Source organism: Fischerella muscicola PCC 7414 (assembly GCF_000317205.1).
Taxonomy (GTDB): domain Bacteria; phylum Cyanobacteriota; class Cyanobacteriia; order Cyanobacteriales; family Nostocaceae; genus Fischerella; species Fischerella muscicola.
In genome coordinates this window covers 1-19,635 of sequence record NZ_AJLK01000148.1, presented here as the reverse complement: position 1 = coordinate 19,635, position 19,635 = coordinate 1, and the positions used below count along the sequence as shown (strand labels likewise).

The 19,635-nt window shown below is 40.7% G+C and carries 16 protein-coding genes and 2 pseudogenes; 7 read left to right on the top strand and 11 right to left on the bottom strand.

Features of this window, described 5'->3' with window-relative positions:
• Positions 1-53: 53 nt before the first annotated feature.
• The 7 genes and pseudogenes from UYI_RS0122940 to UYI_RS0122910 form a co-directional block, all read right to left on the bottom strand.
• Positions 54-1,166: a tetratricopeptide repeat protein gene (locus UYI_RS0122940; protein WP_016869012.1), complete on the bottom strand. Its 1,113-nt coding sequence runs from the start codon at positions 1,164-1,166 to the stop codon at positions 54-56.
• A gap of 297 nt (positions 1,167-1,463) precedes the next feature.
• Positions 1,464-1,820 (bottom strand): NADAR family protein, encoded by a 357-nt coding sequence (locus UYI_RS39175; RefSeq protein ID WP_081589256.1) that lies wholly within the window; start codon positions 1,818-1,820, stop codon positions 1,464-1,466.
• 32 nt (positions 1,821-1,852) lie between these two features.
• Positions 1,853-2,134 (bottom strand): annotated as a pseudogene (locus UYI_RS33270) (NADAR family protein); the annotation flags it as partial.
• Positions 2,135-2,317: 183 nt separating this feature from the next.
• Complete coding sequence (locus tag UYI_RS0122925) at positions 2,318-2,629, bottom strand: DUF6464 family protein (RefSeq protein WP_016869010.1); 312 nt, start codon at positions 2,627-2,629, stop codon at positions 2,318-2,320.
• Positions 2,608-3,120: pseudogene (locus tag UYI_RS39170) on the bottom strand (four helix bundle protein). Before UYI_RS39170 ends, UYI_RS0122925 begins: the two are co-directional and overlap by 22 nt.
• A complete protein-coding gene (locus UYI_RS0122915) occupies positions 3,101-3,700 on the bottom strand; it encodes a hypothetical protein (protein ID WP_051035579.1) in 600 nt (199 codons plus the stop codon). The pseudogene UYI_RS39170 and the gene UYI_RS0122915 overlap by 20 nt, the downstream one beginning before the upstream one ends.
• 337 nt (positions 3,701-4,037) lie before the next feature.
• Complete coding sequence (locus UYI_RS0122910) at positions 4,038-5,393, bottom strand: helix-hairpin-helix domain-containing protein (RefSeq protein ID WP_016869008.1); 1,356 nt, start codon at positions 5,391-5,393, stop codon at positions 4,038-4,040.
• Positions 5,394-6,032: 639 nt separating this feature from the next.
• On the opposite strand from UYI_RS0122910, the gene gatA reads away from it, so the two are divergent.
• Positions 6,033-7,490: an Asp-tRNA(Asn)/Glu-tRNA(Gln) amidotransferase subunit GatA gene (gene gatA / locus UYI_RS0122905; protein WP_016869007.1), complete on the top strand. Its 1,458-nt coding sequence runs from the start codon at positions 6,033-6,035 to the stop codon at positions 7,488-7,490.
• Between the two features lie 35 nt (positions 7,491-7,525).
• Here gatA and UYI_RS0122900 read toward each other — a convergent pair whose 3' ends face one another.
• The gene (locus UYI_RS0122900) at positions 7,526-8,416 is read right to left on the bottom strand and encodes a helix-turn-helix domain-containing protein (protein ID WP_016869006.1); all 891 of its coding nucleotides are present in this window, start codon (positions 8,414-8,416) and stop codon (positions 7,526-7,528) included.
• Positions 8,417-8,579: 163 nt separating this feature from the next.
• On the opposite strand from UYI_RS0122900, the gene UYI_RS0122895 reads away from it, so the two are divergent.
• Positions 8,580-9,458 carry an alpha/beta hydrolase gene (locus UYI_RS0122895; RefSeq protein WP_035138986.1) on the top strand — a complete coding sequence of 293 codons (879 nt, stop codon included), beginning with the start codon at positions 8,580-8,582 and terminating at the stop codon, positions 9,456-9,458.
• A 219-nt stretch (positions 9,459-9,677) separates the two neighbouring features.
• Complete coding sequence (locus UYI_RS0122890; RefSeq protein WP_016869004.1) at positions 9,678-10,775, top strand: helix-turn-helix domain-containing protein; 1,098 nt, start codon at positions 9,678-9,680, stop codon at positions 10,773-10,775.
• 265 nt (positions 10,776-11,040) lie between these two features.
• Here the strand turns inward: UYI_RS0122890 and UYI_RS0122880 are convergent, their stop codons facing one another.
• Positions 11,041-11,625 (bottom strand): PadR family transcriptional regulator, encoded by a 585-nt coding sequence (locus tag UYI_RS0122880; protein WP_016869002.1) that lies wholly within the window; start codon positions 11,623-11,625, stop codon positions 11,041-11,043.
• 496 nt (positions 11,626-12,121) lie between these two features.
• Here UYI_RS0122880 and UYI_RS0122875 point away from each other — a divergent pair, with 496 nt between their 5' ends.
• Together UYI_RS0122875 and UYI_RS35930 are read left to right on the top strand one after the other, a co-directional pair.
• Positions 12,122-13,081 (top strand): alkaline phosphatase D family protein, encoded by a 960-nt coding sequence (locus tag UYI_RS0122875; RefSeq protein WP_016869001.1) that lies wholly within the window; start codon positions 12,122-12,124, stop codon positions 13,079-13,081.
• A gap of 12 nt (positions 13,082-13,093) precedes the next feature.
• A complete protein-coding gene (locus UYI_RS35930) occupies positions 13,094-13,288 on the top strand; it encodes a hypothetical protein (RefSeq protein ID WP_016869000.1) in 195 nt (64 codons plus the stop codon).
• A 40-nt stretch (positions 13,289-13,328) separates the two neighbouring features.
• Here UYI_RS35930 and mgtE read toward each other — a convergent pair whose 3' ends face one another.
• Together mgtE and UYI_RS38120 are read right to left on the bottom strand one after the other, a co-directional pair.
• On the bottom strand, positions 13,329-14,681 hold the full coding sequence (gene mgtE / locus UYI_RS0122865) for a magnesium transporter (RefSeq protein ID WP_016868999.1): 1,353 nt from the start codon (positions 14,679-14,681) through the stop codon (positions 13,329-13,331).
• Between the two features lie 776 nt (positions 14,682-15,457).
• A complete protein-coding gene (locus tag UYI_RS38120; RefSeq protein WP_016868998.1) occupies positions 15,458-15,607 on the bottom strand; it encodes a hypothetical protein in 150 nt (49 codons plus the stop codon).
• Between the two features lie 419 nt (positions 15,608-16,026).
• On the opposite strand from UYI_RS38120, the gene UYI_RS0122855 reads away from it, so the two are divergent.
• Both UYI_RS0122855 and UYI_RS38115 read left to right on the top strand, forming a co-directional pair.
• Positions 16,027-19,233: a glycoside hydrolase family 15 protein gene (locus UYI_RS0122855; RefSeq protein ID WP_016868997.1), complete on the top strand. Its 3,207-nt coding sequence runs from the start codon at positions 16,027-16,029 to the stop codon at positions 19,231-19,233.
• A 178-nt stretch (positions 19,234-19,411) separates the two neighbouring features.
• Positions 19,412-19,570: a GxxExxY protein gene (locus UYI_RS38115; RefSeq protein ID WP_016868996.1), complete on the top strand. Its 159-nt coding sequence runs from the start codon at positions 19,412-19,414 to the stop codon at positions 19,568-19,570.
• Positions 19,571-19,635 lie beyond the last annotated feature (65 nt).

Sequence of the window (19,635 nt, the reverse complement as noted above, 5' to 3'; positions counted from 1 at the left end):
TTTGGTTCCAAAATTAGACGAACGCCTACTTAATATTGACGCGAAATATATCTTTAATAAGCAATATTATCACTCCTATGATCTAGCTCTTGATATTGCATGGCTTTGGCATAGTCGCCCAAGGCATAACAAGCTACTCTGAGACTGGCAAGGGTTTGTTCTTCGCTACGACGATCATTAAGAGTCCTAGCTAGTTCCAAACGCCTTTCATAGTAAGCAATTGCTTTGGCATAATCTCCCAACGCTTCACAAGCTATTCCCAAGCTGCCTAAGCACTGTTCCTGAGAACGTTGATCTTGGATTTCTGTAGCTATTTTTAAACGTTCTTCATGATACATGATTGCATCAGCATAGTCTTCTAGGGTATAGCAAGCATTAGCTAAATTCTTAAGAACTTGAATTGCACTACGGTAATTATTTAGATATTTAGAAATTTTTATACACTGTTTGTAGTAATCGATCGCTTTTACGTAATCTCCCAAACTATAATAAGCGTTGCCAAGATTTTTTAATACTTGTTGTTCGCCCCAATTGTCTTGGAACTGCTTGATAATTAACAGACTTTGCTGCTGTAACTCAATTGTTTTTGATAGATCACCTAAAGCTTTATAAACTAATCCAAGATTATTCAGCGCTGCTATCTGACTGCGCCCATCTTGTACTTGCTGTGCTAACTGCAAGCACTCTTGCAAAGATTCAACTGCTTTTTGGTTTTCCCCCAAGTGACGATAAGCATTGCCCATATGGGAAAAACTTTGAATCTGCAACTGTAAGTCAGCTATTTTTCTTGCTAACGATAAGCATTGCTGGGAGTAGGAAATTGCACCTTTGTAATCACCTAAGTTATAAGCGATCAAAGCTAAACAACAAAAAGCCTGTGCTTGCTTTTGACAATCTCCAGCTACTTGAAACAACGCCAAAGATTGTTGCAAAGATTTCATTGCCAAATGTAATTCACCAGCTTGCTGTTGCTGAACTCCAAGCTGTAGTAGCATATATGCTTCTGATGCGTGATCTTCTTGCTCCTGAGGAATTTGGATTTCTACTTGGGAACTGTCCTGAAATTCATGGGTAATTGTATTATGTTTCCTTGCTTTGAGGTATGTTTCCGATATGTGCAAGGGGAGTGTATTTTTCGAGTTATGATTAAATCCGCCTTTCCACATCGACTTTTCCCTGATAATTTTGGTGATAAGTCTAGTGTTCCCAAAAGGTGGATGTTTCTTTACATGTTAGGTAATGGGTAATAGGTAATTGGACATCGTTAACAACCACTAACTACTAACCAATGTACAGACGTGCCATGGCACGTCTGGTACAACCAACCACCAACCACCAACAAATGACAATTGACCATTGACAAATGACTTTAGTTGCTGAAGTGGGTTTTTTGGGGGTGGAAGTTTATCAATCAAGCGATCGCCACTGGACTGTTCAGAAACCTTGGAATTGTTAGAGATGTTTCAGCGTTGACGTAAAATTTCTCGCACTTCCATTAAAATAATTCCCAACATATTTTTACCACTACCATCAGCACCACAGCCCCAGTAATAGTCGATGGGAGAGTTCTCAACAATTTCTTCATCGCCTGTAGAAAGGAGAATTTCTCGGATATCAGTATGGGCTGAGGGGGTGACAAGGGGGATGTAACTTAGGCTTGGCTTGCCTTTCACTTTAATCACTGCTGAAAAGATGAGAATTAATTGAGCGCGATCGCGCTTTGTGAAAATAGGAGTTTTGAGTGCTGATGAATAAGAAAAATCTTGCTGTTGCTTTTTATCTTTGAGGGCGTCCGTCACCTGAAAGGCTTGCCCTGCCACAAGTTGACTGCGGTTGTCACCCCCTCAGCAGTATGGGTTTCAAATTTGCGTAAAACTGCTTTCCTCATGATATCGTCTTTAACTTTTTCCCAGTCTGGACGTAGGGGACATTTGCGTTCTCACCCCATTCTTGCTGCATCTTTTGGTGTTTTGGCAAGACGAATTTGTTCTAAATGAAGTGTTCCAGGGAATTTTTGTGCTTGAAAATAATGTTCACTGGTGTACCAATATAGATTATCTAACTCAAAGCCATGAGGTGAAAAATTAGAAAAGCATCCGTATTCCTCACGAGTGCTATAAAAATAGATTGTCATAATTTGCTTGATAAATTACGTAAGACAGTGAATTAACTGTTAGTGGTAATGGGTAATTGGTAATGGTGAAAGACTAGCAATCAACCTATTACCAAGTCCATCTGTGTTTATCTGTGTTTATCTGTGGTTGATTTATAAAATATAATTTTTGTCATCGCTTCAATTCACATTAAACATAAATTATCATTTCGTGAATTCTTTAGCTTCATAGTAACGGCAACCCTCACACGGGCCACTAGGATTGACGGCACAGCGTAAGTAAGCAGAACGAGCATTATACCGACAGCTGATGTCGCCAATGAGATAACCTACTCCTTCTAAGTAGTAGCGATCGCTTGGTTCTGGTCTACAATCTAATGGAATTGGTTCTCTGGGAAAATTTCTCGCCACGCGTCTGAGGTGCGATCGCATTCTAGCCTGGGTTTTACGCATCAACCACAGGGAGAATAGCGATGGTAAGAAACCAATGGCAATTACCAAAAGTGTTCTAAACACCTTCTTAATACCTCTTGTGTGCGCTTTTCCTCTCTAGTGTTACACAGTTCTGAAGGAGGGGTGAGGGATAAAGAGGAAGGGGGGAAGGGGGAAATATATTTAACCCTTCTTTGTTTCTTGAAGGACTGATTTATTACTTGAATTTGATTAAATAACATCCGACTCAACTGTGTTGCTTTAGTATAAATTTGGATGTAAGTTTCTTTCTTTAAGAATTCTACTTCTAATGCTACTCTTAAAAGACTGCGAAGTTTTCCTGCGGAACCTTTAGTGATATTTAGAAAATTCAAAGATTCTTTGCGAAAATATCTTTACAAAACCTTCTGCAATATTGTAGGAATTGATACTGAGTGTTGTCTCAGTTGGTCTTGCAAACTAAAATCCTTACTTAGTTCTCCTTCTTTAGAAATTAAATATATTTGCTTAACTAACTCAATTCCTTTTTGCCACACTCTTAGCTTCTCAAAAGTTTCAATTTTCTTCTTTTCCATCCCCTTCTACTTTATACTGTTTTCGCCAGTTTTCTAATTTATCAATCGGTACTGATTTAGTCATGACATTTACGACGTTTCCTCTCCAATCAATTTCTGGATCAGTTGTAAAAACACCACATTCCAATTCCTCCAATTTGATATTCCAGTACTGACTAAATCGATTTTTCAAAGTGATAACCTGTTCAAAAACTTTGTTTCTATGTTTGTTTATTCGTTTTCTTTCTGTTGCTCCTGTTGCTTCTGTATCAATAAACTTTGTTTCAATTAAAAACAATTTATTTTGAGAAGTAAGGTAGACAAAATCACATTTACCTAAATCTGTATAGTCGGCAATAGGAGACTTTTCAAATAACAACAACTCAGCGCATGTCGGAAATAAATTGTTGATATTTAAAAATAAATATGCTTGCAACAGAAGTTCCTTGTCATAAGGAAACCCAACAACCCCCTCAAAAAATCTTTGGATTTCTTCTTGAGATTGAGGTTGAATTTTTTTGCAATATGTAACAAACTGATCTAGCGCATTTGCGCTTACCAAATGTTTGCTCCTTACCCTAGTTAATGCATTTGTTCTCATGGCATAAAAAGATACCATAATTACTAGGAGAGCATCATCCGCAGAAGTAACTAAAAAAACATAGTATGTTTCTAAATTCTACGGTTAATTACTGAAAAATGGGAATAGGTAATTGGTAATAATTGGTTATTTTTTCACCATGGCCCATGCTTAATGCCCAAGCTTTATATCTTAAGCAATTAGTCGGATTATGATATAACCTCTTCTTAATTATGGGAATGCTTTAATAAACCGCAGAGTACACACAGATAAAAGGGATCTATACACAAAATTAGTTCAATAACACTAACATTATCATTTAGTGAAATTAGATACTTAGTATTATTTGCTTAATTGTTTAAGTATTAGTAAGTAGTTGTGCGTGAGCAGAGAATCGAGCATTTTGTAAAGCTAAAACAGCATTTCGAGAATCCTGTACCCAGAATTGACGTCCAAAACGAACTAGATGGCGGGAAGTTCCAGACTGCACAATTCCGATTACTGGGACTTTTGCTTTTTCTTTATCCCCTGACTGCTCTTGTAAAATTGTTCGTAAGCGATGTTGTTCTTCAATAGTAGCTGCCTGTTGAACGTTTAATTCAACCATCACCATTTGTACTGTTTCTACTGCTTCTGCATCTTCAACAATAAATTGAGTTTGCTCATCTCTTCGGTCTACTTTACCCCAAATTATTAATCTAGAATCAACTTGCAGAAGTGAACTAATGCGTTCGTAAGTTTTAGGAAATGCTACTGCTTCTGATTGAGAAGTTAAATCTTCTATTTGTAAGATTGCCATTGGTTCACCCTTTTTGGTGATGACTTTTTTGACATTATTAAGCATTACTACTGCACATAAAGTTGATTCTTCTTTTTGTTCACCTAATTGAGAAAGATTAACTGGTGCTAGGACTCGTGCTGAACTGCGTATGGATTTAAGGGGATGATCTGAGACGTAAAAGCCTAATAATTCTTTTTCTTTACGTAACTTTTCTTGAGGGGGTAAATCAGGAACAGGTTTAGCTTTTGGGGCGCTATCAAAACTATTTTGTATTGTATTTTTATTAGTATTGCTAGCAAATCCACCGCCTAATAAATCAAAGAGATTACCCTGTCCTGTAGCTCTATCTTTGGCGCGGGATTGGGCCCAGTCGTATACTAGAGGCAAGTCATGCAGTAACTGATTACGGTTGGAGTCAATTTTGTCAAAAGCTCCACAATAAATTAGTGATTCTAAAGTGCGACGGTTAACAGTACCCAAATCAACACGATCGCAAAAATCAGACAATGACTTAAACTCACCTTTAGATTCTCTGGCTTCTAAAATAGCAGCGATCGCATTTTGTCCGACGTTCCGCACTGCCGACAATCCAAACAGAACTTTACCATCCAAAGGAGTAAAATCAACGCCAGAACGATTAATATCGGGTGGGTCGATCTGAATACCCATGTTTGTACAGGTAGCAATATATTTTTGCACCTTATCTGTGTCGTCACTGTTAGCTGTTAACAGCGCCGCCATATACTCTAAGGGATAATTAGCCTTTAAATATGCAGTTTGATAAGTGACATATCCGTAAGCTGTAGAGTGGGATTTGTTGAAACAATTGGAAGCAACCAAACCGTTTTTAATCACAAAATTATGGTTTTGCTCTACTCCAATGTCATATACGTTCTGTGTACCTAATGATTGACGAGTGATAATTTTAACCATTTTTTCTCTAATGTACTGAAATATTGAGAATTAGTGAATTCTATAAAATTGTTTAAGTCAGTCGGCACAAATAAAGTTAACTGGGGTCGTCATTTGTCATTTGTCATTAGTAAGGGTTTGGTGCATGTTTACTGTTTGTAACATATGTTATGTTTATTCCCACCGACTTACTTAGTGTGGAATACATATTAATCTAATTGTGAGTGTATGGCATGGGGTGATGGGGTGATGGGGTGATGGGGTGAGGAGTGTGAGGAGTGTGAGGAGTGTGAGGAGTGTGAGGAGTGTGTAGACGCGCTCATAGGCTTCCCGTAAGGGTGGAGTGTGAGGAGTAAAACACTAACCATCAACCACCAATAACCAACCACCAACAACCGACAACCAACCCTACCCTTACCTTAAGCCACTTCGTGTCTACGGGTTCGCCAGTCCCCCTACCCTTACCTTAAGCCGCTACCTGCGGAAGCCGCTTCGCGTCTACGCGTCTACGTGACGGGAACCGCCTTTTTGGGGGGCTGGACTCACCACCAACAACCAACAACTAACCACCAACCACTAACCACTAACTACTAACTTTCGACTGAGCATAAATTGTCAAACTGTACTAAAATCAATGACTTGAGTCACAAAGGAAGCAATATGGCATCCATCCGCGAGTTGCACAAACAGCTAGTTAAAAAAGAACGTTCTGCCGTAGAAATTACTCAAGAAGCTTTAGATCGCATTCAAGCGCTAGAGCCAAAATTACACAGTTTCTTGTGTGTAACTGCCGAACGGGCATTGGAACAAGCGCGGGCAGTGGATGCTAAAATCGCCGCAGGCGAAGAAATTGGTTTATTGGCAGGCATTCCCATCGGCATTAAAGACAATATATGTACAAAGGGAATTACTACTACTTGTGCTTCCCGAATTTTAGAAAATTTTGTGCCGCCCTATGAGGCAACGGTAACACAAAAGTTAGCGGCAACCGATGCTGTGATGGTGGGTAAAACCAATTTGGATGAGTTTGCGATGGGTGGTTCCACAGAAACTTCAGCCTATGGACTCACTGCTAATCCTTGGGATTTATCAAGAGTTCCAGGTGGTTCTTCTGGTGGTTCGGCGGCGGCGGTAGCAGCAGGAGAATGTGTTATTTCTCTGGGTTCTGATACTGGGGGTTCGATTCGTCAACCGGCTTCTTTTTGTGGTGTGGTGGGGATCAAGCCAACCTACGGACTAGTTTCGCGTTATGGTTTGGTGGCGTTTGCTTCGTCTTTGGATCAAATTGGCCCCTTTGCTCGTTCTGTAGAAGATGCAGCGATATTGTTGCAAGCGATCGCAGGTTATGACCCAAAAGACTCTACCAGCTTAAAAGTTTCTATTCCCGACTACGCCGCTAGCTTAAAACCGGATCTCAAACCCAGGGGACAACTGAGAATTGGCATTATTAAAGAAACTTTTGGCGAAGGTTTAGATTCACAAGTTGAACAGGCTATTACCAAAGCACTTGATCAACTGCAAAATCTGGGTGCAGAAATTCATGTAGTTTCCTGTCCCCGCTTTCGTTATGGTTTGCCTAGCTACTACATTATCGCCCCTTCAGAAGCTTCAGCAAATTTGGCTCGTTACGATGGTGTCAAGTATGGTTATCGTGCTGAGGAAGCAGAAAATTTGATGGAGATGTACACCCGTACTCGTGCTAGTGGTTTCGGTGCAGAAGTCAAACGTCGGATTATGCTGGGAACCTACGCTCTTTCAGCAGGATACTACGATGCCTATTATTTGAAAGCCCAAAAGGTACGCACCCTGATTAAAGAAGATTTTGAAAGAGCTTTTGAACAAGTTCATGTCTTAGCCTGTCCTACCGCCCCCACTACAGCATTCAAAGCGGGAGAAAAAACTGCTGATCCTCTAAGTATGTATTTAGTCGACTTAATGACTATTCCTGTGAATTTAGCAGGTTTACCAGGTATAAGTGTACCCTGTGGCTTTGATGACAATGGACTACCGATTGGTTTGCAGTTGATTGGTAGGCCCCTACGAGAAGATCAACTGTTTCAAGTGGCTTATGCTTATGAGCAATCTACTCCATGGCACTTGCGTATGCCGCAACTATAGTTATTAGTCAATGGTCAATGGTCAATGGTAAAAAACTATTGACTATTGACTATGGACTGTTGACTACTGACTGATTCAGGGGTGAAGGTTACTGTCTTTATCCTTCCTGGATCTCCTAGAGGTTTTTGTTCACTTTTGTTAGCAGAAACTAATACAGCACCTGCATTACCAGAACGTATAGTCAATTCCTTGTTTGCTGTCCAAGTTTTTCGCTCTCCTTTACTTAAAGTCCCCTGAAACATAGTTTTACCATCTGCTTTGACTCGTACCCATGATTCCCCTTGTAGTTCGACTGTCACTTCAACTGGAGAAGTTGCTGGGGTGGAAGGAGATGTTTCTGGTAAGGGAGTTGTAGCTACTGGGGTGGTAAATGGGGACAATGTTGGCGACGCAGCTGTGGTTGTTGGAGTTGTAGCCACTGGGGCGGTAAATGGGGACAATGTTGGTGACGCAGCTACAGGTGGAGATACTGTTGTTTGGGTGGAAGCTTTGGATTTTTGTTCCTGAGCAACAGAATCGGCTGGAGTTTTAGGATTGAGGCGAAAAAACAATATAAAAGAAGCAACGGTTAATAATACTGCATAAGGAACAGCAAGAGGGATATGTATACTTGAGTTTTTTTGTGCTTTCTTACCATCGTTTCCAGAATCGAGAAGGAAAAAGTTGATTGCAAAATTTTTGGCTAATGCTACACCATCAAGTCCGAGTGCATCACCGTAGCGCCGGATAAATCCTTGTACAAAAATTGGCTCTGGTAAATCTTCATATCGACCTTCTTCCAATGCTTCTAAAAAGGCTTGTCTGATCAGGGTTTGAGCAGTTATTTGTTCTATACGCACGGATTTGTCTTCGCGTATCTGTCGTAAATATGCTCCGATTTCCTTGAGTTGCTCTTGTTGAGCCTCATTGAACGACGTCACTGTCATCTCCCAAAATCTACTGATAATCTACTATTTTTTATTTATTAAACTTTTCAATAATAAATTTTTTGATAAACAATGTTAATTGTCAAATACTACAATTACAGATTTTAACGATTATATTGTATACATAAATACTGGCATCTGAAAAAATAAGCTGCAACATAAAATACAATTGTTAACCTATTTATTAGTTTGGGTTGGAATACTTGCGGCACTAAGCTACTGTGCTGTATGTATACTTATTTTTTTACAACAACCACGTTTTATATTTTTTCCATCTTCTATCATTGAAACGACGCCAACGTTTTTAAATTTACATTATGAAGAAGTTTGGCTGCCTGTAAAAATTAAATCGCATCAGGTGGAATATATTCATGGTTGGTGGCTCAAACCAAATCAATCTAATGGGAAAGTTATACTTTATCTACATGGTAATGGTATAAATATTGGCGCAAATATTACCCATGCCAGTAGGTTTTCTCAACTTGGGTTTTCGGTGTTATTAATTGACTATCGAGGTTACGGTCGCAGCCAGGGCCGTTTTCCCAATGAAAAGCGAGTCTGTGAAGATGCTGCGATCGCCTGGAATTATTTAGTACAACAGCGAAAGATTGCACCTAGTCAAATATTTATCTACGGTCATTCTTTGGGAGGTGCGATCGCTATTGATCTAGCTATTAAACAGCCAAATGCAGCTGGATTGATTGTAGAAAGCTCTTTTACCTCAATTCGGCAAGTTGTAGCATACAGGAACATTTTTCGGATGTTTCCTGTCGATTTGATTCTGACACAGCGATTTGATTCAATCCAAAAAGTACCTCAATTAAAAATGCCTGTTTTATTCATTCATGGTGTCAGCGATGTAACTATCCCCGCTTTCATGAGTGAAGAACTATACGATGCTGCTCCTAAACTGAAGAAATTACTTCTGGTTCCCGGTGCTGGGCATAATAACGTAGCAGAAGTAGCTTCTGTGGAATACCTCCAAGCAGTACTTTTTTTCTGCAATAGGCTGTGTGAGGGAGAGGATAAAGTCATTGAATAAGGCAGAGACCAGAAAAGTTAAATAACTTTTTAATAAAAGTATTATAATTAACGGCTTGCATAGTATATTTACGTATGTAAATTATGATAAGAGACTGCCCAAATAATTCATTCTTGTCTAGAAAAGAGGACTAAATTGATACCTAAAAATCCGGATATATGAGCGTAAAGTTAGAAGAAAGAATACAGGTATTACTTTACTTGAAAGAGACTCCTAGTGATGGTTACTACACCTGTGTACTTCTTACAAATTTTGGGCAATCCCACTATTGAAATTTCTCAAGATGAATTGCGATCGCTTTTAGGAGAAATAGAAGCAGAACTGCATAATTCTCAAGTTTATCGTCGTGCTTTAGCTACTATACAAAAACTACTTGGTGACTCCGCCGAACAAGGCAAGATGTTGTTAAAAGCTGTGGGTAGAGAAGCGATTGGTTTAGCATTTCGCCAATTAGCTCAACATTATCAAAAAGTGGAAAACATTGTTGAACAACAGATAGATAATCAACCACAAACAGAGACTGCTGACTTCACACAACAAACACAACAAGATAATAGTAATAACTTATCAAAATATTTAACCTACGTAAAATTTCATACTAAAGAAAACCAAGAAAATACTAAAGAAGAAAATTTATCATCTCAGCCTAACGTAGTAGCAAATATAGCCAATCATGAAAATCTGACGGCAGTAAAAACACCTTTAGAATCACTCAAGAATAAAATAGTTTCCAAAACAGAGTTAACAAAGCAATCCGTAGACGAACGACGTACAGAAAGTCTACGTCAAATTGGGCAACAACTCCGCCAAGCTCGTGAGTCTAGAGGTCTTTCTCTAGAACAACTCTGCGTTTACACTTACATCTCAGTCAATCAAATGGAAGCGATCGAAAATGGCAACTGGGAGTTACTGCCAGAAGATGTTTTTGTACGTGGTTTTATCCGTGTAATGGGAAATGCTCTAGGATTGAATGGCACAGCTTTAGCTGCCTCCTTACCAGCACCAGAACCAACAAAATCCGTTTTGCCTTCTTGGGGTGAGTCGAAAAAAACCTCTAAAGGAGTTGGCTTTGAAATTCGCCCCATGCATTTATATGTAGGCTACACAGCCCTTGTTGCTAGTGCTATCGGTGGATTATCGTATGTTTCACAGCAAGGAGAGACTAGCAGACTGGTAAATCAAAATTCAGTTACTCCTGTCTCTTCTTCTGCTTCAGAGTCATTGAAGCATAATGAGTCTAAAACTACACCGGGAATTAAGTCTACTAGTGTTGGTGTAACTGTTGGGCCAGATATTTCACCACCAGAGGCGTTGTAGGAGTGTTGGAGGTGGGGAGATGGGGAACTCGGGGCCCCCGCGACCGACAGGGAGTGGGGATTAGGGGCAGTGGGGTGATGGGGAGGTGTGAGGGGTGTGAGGGGTGTGAGGGGTGTGAGGGGTGTGAGGGGTGTGAGGGGTAAAACACTAACTACTAACAACCAACAACCAACCACCAACAATTAACAACCAACCACCAACAACCAACAACCAACAACCAACAATCAACAACCAACAACCAACAATCAACAACCAACCAAAACGCTTACTCCTCTGCCAAGATACTGTAAATTTCGCGTTTGGCTCGGTTGAGGATTTCACGTACTCTGTTGATGTGATCTGTGTTGCCACTACGAGCAACTTGCATGACTACTCCACCTAAATCAGCGATCGCGTTTCCCAATTCTAGCCACTGTTGGGGTTTATTTCTTTTGGTCATCCAGTCTTGAGGATCACCCCGCTCAGCTAATAATTGTCTACCACTTTCAGTGATTGTGTATACCTTTTTCCCTTCTACTTGTTCCGAAGTGAGATAGCCCCCTTCTTCAAGTAGTTGGAGTGTGGGATAAACGGAACCTGGACTGGGTTTCCAAAAGCCCCCGTAACGTGCCTCTAATTCTTTGATCAAATCATATCCATGCCGGGGTTGCTCTGCCAGCAATGATAGCAGGATGTACTTGATCTCACCACGCGGCGTGCGTTGCTCATCTTTCCAATCCCACTTTGAAGATCGGCGATGCCTACCTCTATGGGGCATATCGTCGTATCCTGATTTAAAAAAATGACGATGCATAGGAACACCTAAAAACATACCTACAAAATGACGGTGTTTAGGAAGACCTAAAAACATACTTTTTCTCTTGCATACTTCTATTCTGATTATAGACATATCAAGATATATCGTTAATATAAATTCATATTTATTTTGTCCCGTCGAAATCTCACAGGAGTACATAGCAGTAATTTCCCAATCTTATGCAATAGCTATGTTCTAACGAACGCACCGAAAGTCCTATGGGAGAAATTAATTAAGTCTGTATTAACTGTTTCTTGACGAAAAATTAATATCCAAATGATAAGTTAGACACGACAAAGCAACAGTTGGCACCATGAAGCGGCAGGATCATCTGATGGTTTGCGTGCTTTGAATGACACAGTAAGTATACCTTCTACAACTATAACAAAGTAACCCAGCCCTGGCTAAAATCGCAAGGTTTGATTTTTGAGATGAAACCAAGTGGTTTAAGCCTGGATAGGGCTATTGGTTATAGAATTTACCAGCGATCGCCCTGCCTTGTGTCATCTGTTCCTCCGCTTTCATTCATTTAGTTAGAGGAGCAACAACGGTGGACTACCAGAATTTTGAGCGATTTGTCTACAGCCGCATTAAGCGACGCAGCTTAATGATCGGAGCGGGAGCATTAACAGGTTTAGTCCTTGCTAGCCAATTTTCTCATCAAAGAGCGATCGCTCAAGTTCCATTTTCCAGTTATCCGTTTACCCTTGGTGTGGCATCCGGTGAACCGTATCCAACTAGCATTGTGCTTTGGACGCGTTTGGCTCCAGATTCTTTAAATGGTGGTGGGATGCCCCAAGTCAATGTTCCGATTCGCTGGGAAGTAGCAACCGATCCTTACTTAAAGCATATAGTAGCAAAGGGTACAGAAATTGCAATCCCAGAATTAGCTCATTCAGTGCGAGTTGTTGTTGAAGGGCTGAAACCCAACACTTGGTACTGGTATCGGTTTACATCAGGTGGAGAAGCAAGTCCAATCGGTCGCACTCGTACAGCTCCTAAACCAGGTCGCGACGTAAGTAAATTTGCCTTTGCATTTGTCTCTTGTCAGCACTATGAGCAGGGCTACTATACAGCATACAAATACCTGGCAGAAGACGACCTAGATTTGGTAGTGCATTTAGGTGACTACATCTATGAAGGAGGAATAACCTCAGGTCGAGTCAGACAACATAATAGTCCTGAAATTGTGACTCTAGAGGATTATCGCAACCGCCACGCCCTCAGTAATCCAGAATCTAGTATCGTCGGCAGTGAATTCGTTTGTACCTCTATTTCCTCTGGTGGTGATGGATCAGACTCCAATTCCACAGTTGCAGCTTACTTGCCAGATAACCCACACATTAAATTTTACAATGGTCAACGAGGATACGTCCGTTGTGTGCTAAGTCCTACAAACTGGCAGACCGACTATTTGGTCATGTCGGCTGTGACAACTGAATCTGGCACAATTAGTAACCGTGCTTCATTTGTGATTGAGAATGGTCGTTTAGGAATACAGCAAGTTTAGAGAGATGGGGAGATGGGGAAGGCGGGGGTCCCCTCTGGGGAACTCGGGGCCCCCACTCCCCCAAGGGAGTGGGGATTAGGGGCGAAGGGGCAATGGGGAGATGGGGAGATGGGGAGATGGGGTGAATGCCTCTCTACACCTCCCCATCGGGAAATTCTCCATCATCAAGTTAACCTTTACCCAAACTTTTGCAAAATTTACTTTTAAAGTGGTTAAAAAGACATTTGCAAGTTGAATCAACCAGCGTTTATTTTAAGTGGAATAAACGCAATGCAGTAGAAATCAGTGTTAAGAAAATTACAAAGCCGATGGCATCCAGCATAGTCGTCACTAATGGCCCGCTGACTAGCGCTGGGTCGAGTTTCAGGCGCTTTAAGACCATTGGTAACAAAGTTCCTAAAGTGACGGCGACGAGGGTATTGATTGCCATTACTGTTCCAGCAATTAATGATACCCAACGTTCTTCGGGAGGCGCCCAAATTAAGGAAAGACAAATCATCGTCAAACCCAAGGCTAAGGCTGTACCCAGTCCTGCTGTCAGTTCTTTACGCAGAAGTTTCAAAGTATCCTTAGGTGTCACCTCTCCGACACCAAGTCCGCGAATTGTCACTGTTAAAGCCTGAATGCCAACAGTACCGCCTGTATTGGAGAAAAGGGGCATAATTACAGCCAACACCGGTACCATTGAAATCGTAGACTGAAACGGTGCGATCGCACTCGATGCTCCGATATACAGCAGCATCACCCCAAACAACCACGGTAAGCGCTTTTTCAGCGTTACTAAGGGAGACGACAAAGTGGCTTCATCTCCACCACTCACCCCTGCCAGTTTTTGAATATCTTCTGTGGCTTCTTCTTCGATAATATCAACCACATCATCAATAGTGATGATCCCAACTAATCTGTCTTCCCGATCAACTACAGGTAAAGCGATCAAATCGTAGCGCTTCATGACGCGGGCGACTTCTTCTTGGGGCGTTTCTGTTTTGACTTTGACAACGCGATCGCCAGCAATATCTCGAATCAGAACATCAGGAAAAGTAAACAACAATTGCCGCAGAGAGACAACACTCACTAACTTGCGATTGTCGTCTGTAACGTAGGCATAGTAAATCGTTTCTTTGTCTTCGTCTTGGCGACGAATTTTGCTCAAAGCTTCACCTACAGTTAATCCCTCCCGCAAGCGTACATATTCTGTGGTCATTACCCTACCAGCAGTGCCTTCAGGATAGCCAAGAATTGTTGCTGTTACTTGTCTTTGTTCCGGGCTAAGTTGTTGCAATAAGCGTCTAACAACCTTTGCGGGTAACTCATCAAACAATTCTGCCCGATCATCGGGACTCATATTCTCAACAATTTGCACAACCTGCACATCATGCAGAGAATTAATTAATTCTTCTTGCACCTCTGGAGGTAGATATTCAAAAACATCTGTGGCTTGATGTTTGTTGAGTAGACGAAATGCGATCGCCCTTTGTTTGCTGGGCAATTGTGTGATGTACTCACCCACATCAACGGGTTGTAAACGATTTAAATCCCATTTGAGCTGGTTTAAGTCAGCAACGTCAATGACAGAATTGCGAACGTCCTGTACAAGCATTTATTCATAACCTCCCAATTGTCTCCCCCGCGCTGGGAGACAATCTCGCCAGCTCAGAGGAGGATAGTACTACCGTCTTGTGGACTTTGGTCCATAAAATCTTAGGAACTCAACATTGATAACCAATCAAGGCATCGCTAAGTCATTGTAATAACTTGGAATCATTGAGATGATCCGGCGGATGCCAAGCGTTAAAGCGGATATTTCGTGATGTTGCACACAAGCAACCCACTTAGCTACCCTGATTTTTTTGATGACTTTGAGTAGATTCTACTACTGCTAGCAATTGTGTCAAGCTTCTCTGAGGATTAATTTTTAAACTTCATGAAGTTAAAATAATTACTACTTGACAATTAGCCATTATTTCAAGGTATTTTTGTAGGTATTAAAGACAGAAATTAAGCAATCATACTGGCACAGCTAGTTTGGCTGAGGATAATTGTTACTATTGTCAGTCTGAGATCTAGTAGTCATCCGCTAACAGAATTTTAAATTTTGGAACCACCGCGACTCGCAAATCCCCAAGGACGCACTAGTTCGCCTTGCTGTACCCTACCTGAAGTCTATGAGCACGTCTACACGACTTCGTCCCTATATTGGGCAACACCGGATTATTTAGCCAATTTAAAAAGATAATCACAAGATTGATGTAGCCCAATACTAAAAAACACAGAAAGCTCTTAACATTAATTGTTGCTGGCAAAAAAGGCGTCCTTTGGAGGCTCTTAAGAAACAATTCTCAAACTTCATAGCAGAAGTCCGTTGTAATTAACACCCTAACTTGCCAATAAGTTTATTTCTTGGCGCTTAAGTTTACCATCAGCATATAACTCTAAGGGTACTAGTTCTACCTTGCCATTAAATTTAACTTGAGAGTAAACAATTTTTACTAATGGTGATTGATTTTCGTTGTAACGTACACACATAATTCCTCATTGCTAAAAACTTATAATAAATTTATCTGTTTATCATTTTTTTGATTTTTCTAATATTTTCTATCAAAACTATTTTGTGCTACAATACCTACTAATTAAAATTAGAACATTAGACAGTAAAATTAGTTAATTTTTTTATCAACATTAGTATGATAATTACAGATAATTATTAACAAAATAGACAAAATCAAATGTTGATTTTTTATTCTTCGTTTGTCTATTTTACCCAATATTTAGGACATAGCCTCTCATGCCTATGTTGAATTAGCTCTTCACAAGAGATAATAAATCAACCCCTGAACTGAGACTGTAATCCTATTGCCCATTACAGAAACATTTCTAACTTGGTTGACATACTTAAAATACAAAGTCACAGGGTTACTTTCCGGAATCTACTCTCTAGTCCAATCATGAAAAAAGCTTTTCAAGTGCAAGATCGTCTAGAGTATTATTATCAGCAAATCAAGACAATCATCCTAGCACGGCAAAATCCAATTACTGGTCTACTGCCTGCAAGTATAGCAATCACAGCTCACGGTGATTACACTGATGCTTGGGTACGTGATAATGTTTACAGTATTTTGGCAGTTTGGGGGTTAGCGTTAGCATACCGCAAGGTTGATGAAGACAAAGGACGCACCTATGAATTGGAACATAGTGTTGTCAAGTTGATGCGGGGTTTGTTGTTTGCGATGATGCGCCAAGCGCACAAAGTCGAAAAATTTAAACATACTCAGTCACCCTTAGATGCTTTACATGCCAAATACAACACGGCTACGGGAGATATTGTTGTTGGTGATGAAGAATGGGGACACTTGCAACTAGATGCGACATCAATATTTGTGCTGATGCTAGCACAAATTACTTCTTCAGGATTGCAAATAATTTTTACTCTGGATGAAGTCAACTTTGTGCAAAATTTGGTTTACTACATTGGCAGGGCTTATCGCACACCAGATTATGGAATTTGGGAAAGAGGTAATAAAATTAATCATGGCAATGCAGAGTTAAATGCTAGTTCCATTGGCATGGCAAAAGCTGCTTTAGAAGCAATAGATGGACTAGATTTATTTGGTGTACGTGGTAGTCAAGCATCAGTAATTCATGTATTGCCAGATGAAATTGCCCGTGCCAGAATTACTTTGGAATCTTTATTACCAAGAGAATCAGCTTCCAAAGAAATAGATGCGGCACTTTTGAGTGTGATTAGTTTCCCAGCGTTTGCAGTTGAAGATACACATCTACGCGATCGCACTCGCAATGATATTATGACAAAACTAGAAGGTAAGTACGGCTGCAAGCGGTTTTTACGCGACGGACACCAAACAGTTTTGGAAGATACTAAACGCTTGCACTATGAACCGTGGGAACTCAAACAATTTGAAAATATCGAATGTGAATGGCCGCTATTTTTTACTTATTTATTTCTCGATGGACTATTTTGTAGCAATCAAGAACAAGCTAAATATTACCAAGAACGTTTAGAGTCTCTACTCGTAGAAAGGGATGGTTTGGGTTTATTACCAGAACTTTATTATGTGCCAGCAGAATTTGTAGAAGCAGAAAAACAAGCACCATCAACTCAGCCTCGTTTACCTAATGAAAATGTCCCTTTAGTATGGGCACAGAGTCTATATTATCTGGCTCAAATGTTAAGTGAAGGATTAATTGCTGTCGGGGATATAGATCCCTTGGGACGACACTTACGCATGGATAAACAGCGGGAACCTCTGGTGCAAATCGCTTTATTAGCAGAAGATGAAGATTTACAAGCAGAATTAGAAGTTCATGGAATTGAAACCCAAACACCCAAGCAAGTAGAACCAATTCAAGTCTGCCAAGCTGATGATTTTATCAATATTTATGCCCAAATTGGACGTAGCGACAAACTTGGTTTAACAGGACGTCCACCCCGCCGTCCTCGCAGTTTAACTACTTCCAGAATTTTTCGTATTGGTAGCGAAACAGTTGTATTTTTACCCTCATTTTTAGACTTTCAACAGTTCTATTTAACGCTGGATTATCATTTTTTGGTAGCACAATTACGCAGTGAACTTGGTTACATTCAAAAATATTGGAGTGATTTAGGGCGTCCGATTTTAACTTTAATGTTGACGCGCACCATGTTAGAAACAGGTTCCGAAGCATTACTGAACTTAATGCAAGAACTCAAAGATGGTATTTGTAACGGCGTACGGGTAAAATTAGGACGATTGAATCAGCTGATGTTAACAGCAGCGATCGAACGAATTGATTTTCTCCCAGAGTTTGAATTTACCCTGTCTTCTGTCAAAGATGCTAAACCTCGCTGCGTCTATTTAGCACTACATCCAGATAAAAATTGGCCTTTGGGACATACTCAAGAATTTCAAGTAGAATGTGAAACCAACTTCGGATTACTGCTAAGTTACTTGCGTTCCTCAGAAAATATTTATGAACAAATAGAGTTATTGCAGACACTGACGCGTTTGCAAGGGCTAGAATTTGATACGGGTTTTGGCGGCCCAGGAAATCCCATCACAGTAGGGGATTTACTTGATGAAGTTTACACTAAAGCCGCAGAATTAGGAATTTGGGCCGTTGTACGACGTGCAGCAGGGCTGCGGCAAATGGCGTATATTGCTTTATCAGACGTAGTTACAAGTATCATCGTGCGGGGTAAGCAAATTGCAGTGGGTAAAGCTTACAGTGAAGCGTCGTTGATCACTGTACCCCTCTCCCACAACGAAATTGTCGAGAAAATCAATCATTTTTGCCGTGAGGATATACGCGATCGCGTTTTAACTCAAGAAATCCTCATCTATCTCAGTACCTTAATTAAATCAGAACCAGAGTTGTTTAAAGGACTACTCACTCTCAGAGTTGGTTATCTGATTTTGTTGCTTACCAGTGAACTGGCGCAGGAGTTGAAAGTTACTCAAGATGAAGCATACGAAACCCTGATGCAACTTTCACCCTTTGAAGTCAAAACCCGGCTACGCCAGGTATTAGCTGAATACGCTGGTATGAGTAAACTATTACGCCAGCAAGAGTCTTTGCACGTCAAACAAAAAGAAAGCGATATTGACTGGGTAGTACAACCAGGAATTGTTGACGATATCGAAGTACAACCAGGTGGTTGGCGACGGTTCCGCCAAGCTGAAGGCGCAACCGGACGTGTACCTCAAGACTTTTACAAACAAGTTTGGTTGTTAATGCATCATTGCAAAGGTTTGGTGATTGGCGATAAACTAGAGCGCCGCAACCGCTTAGAAAGTGAAGAGATGATCTCGGAGATGACAGCCGGGGAAAAGAACTTTGCTCTGCAAGTAGAGCATCTGTTAAATAAAATAGAGGCTCCCGAGTATCGCCAAGTTAATATCGAAACATTAATGGAATTAGCAGCGATCGCATCCAATAACCCTGATTTACAAATCGAAGAGTATATTGTTTTGGATGTGTTAATCGGTCATGCTGTGAGATTAGCATGGTTGGATGGACATCCAGAAAGAGGCGATCGCTATGATGAAGACAAAGCCAATGCGTGGCGATCGTTTTACAATACTTCTCCCAGAGAGTGTGCTAGTTATATTGTCAAGGCGTTTAGGTTCTTGACGGAATTTGTGCAAGAGTTGTAAACGCAGAGAGAAGTTTGAGCTAGGGCTTCCGGCGATCAAAGCTTCGGTGGGAACGCGGAGGAAAACGCGGAGGGACGCAGAGTTTTTTGCTTCTCTGCGCCTGAAAATTGCTTGGAGGTAATGTGATTCATTTTAATTTTGGGCAAGTTAAGAGTAGTTGATTTTTCAACCAAAATAGATGACAGAAAATGAGTTGAGTGGAGTGATTATTGGTTGTGCGATGAGAGTACACACAGCAACTTATCTCAAACTCGCCAACTGTAAACTTGATCCTCTCATCAACTTTAACGTCCTCCACCTCAAAGAAGATATCAAACGCGTAGCCAACAACCTCTAACTCTGCGTCCCTTTGACTTGAAACTCACCTCACCCCGTCCTATCGGACACCCCTCTCCTTAGTAA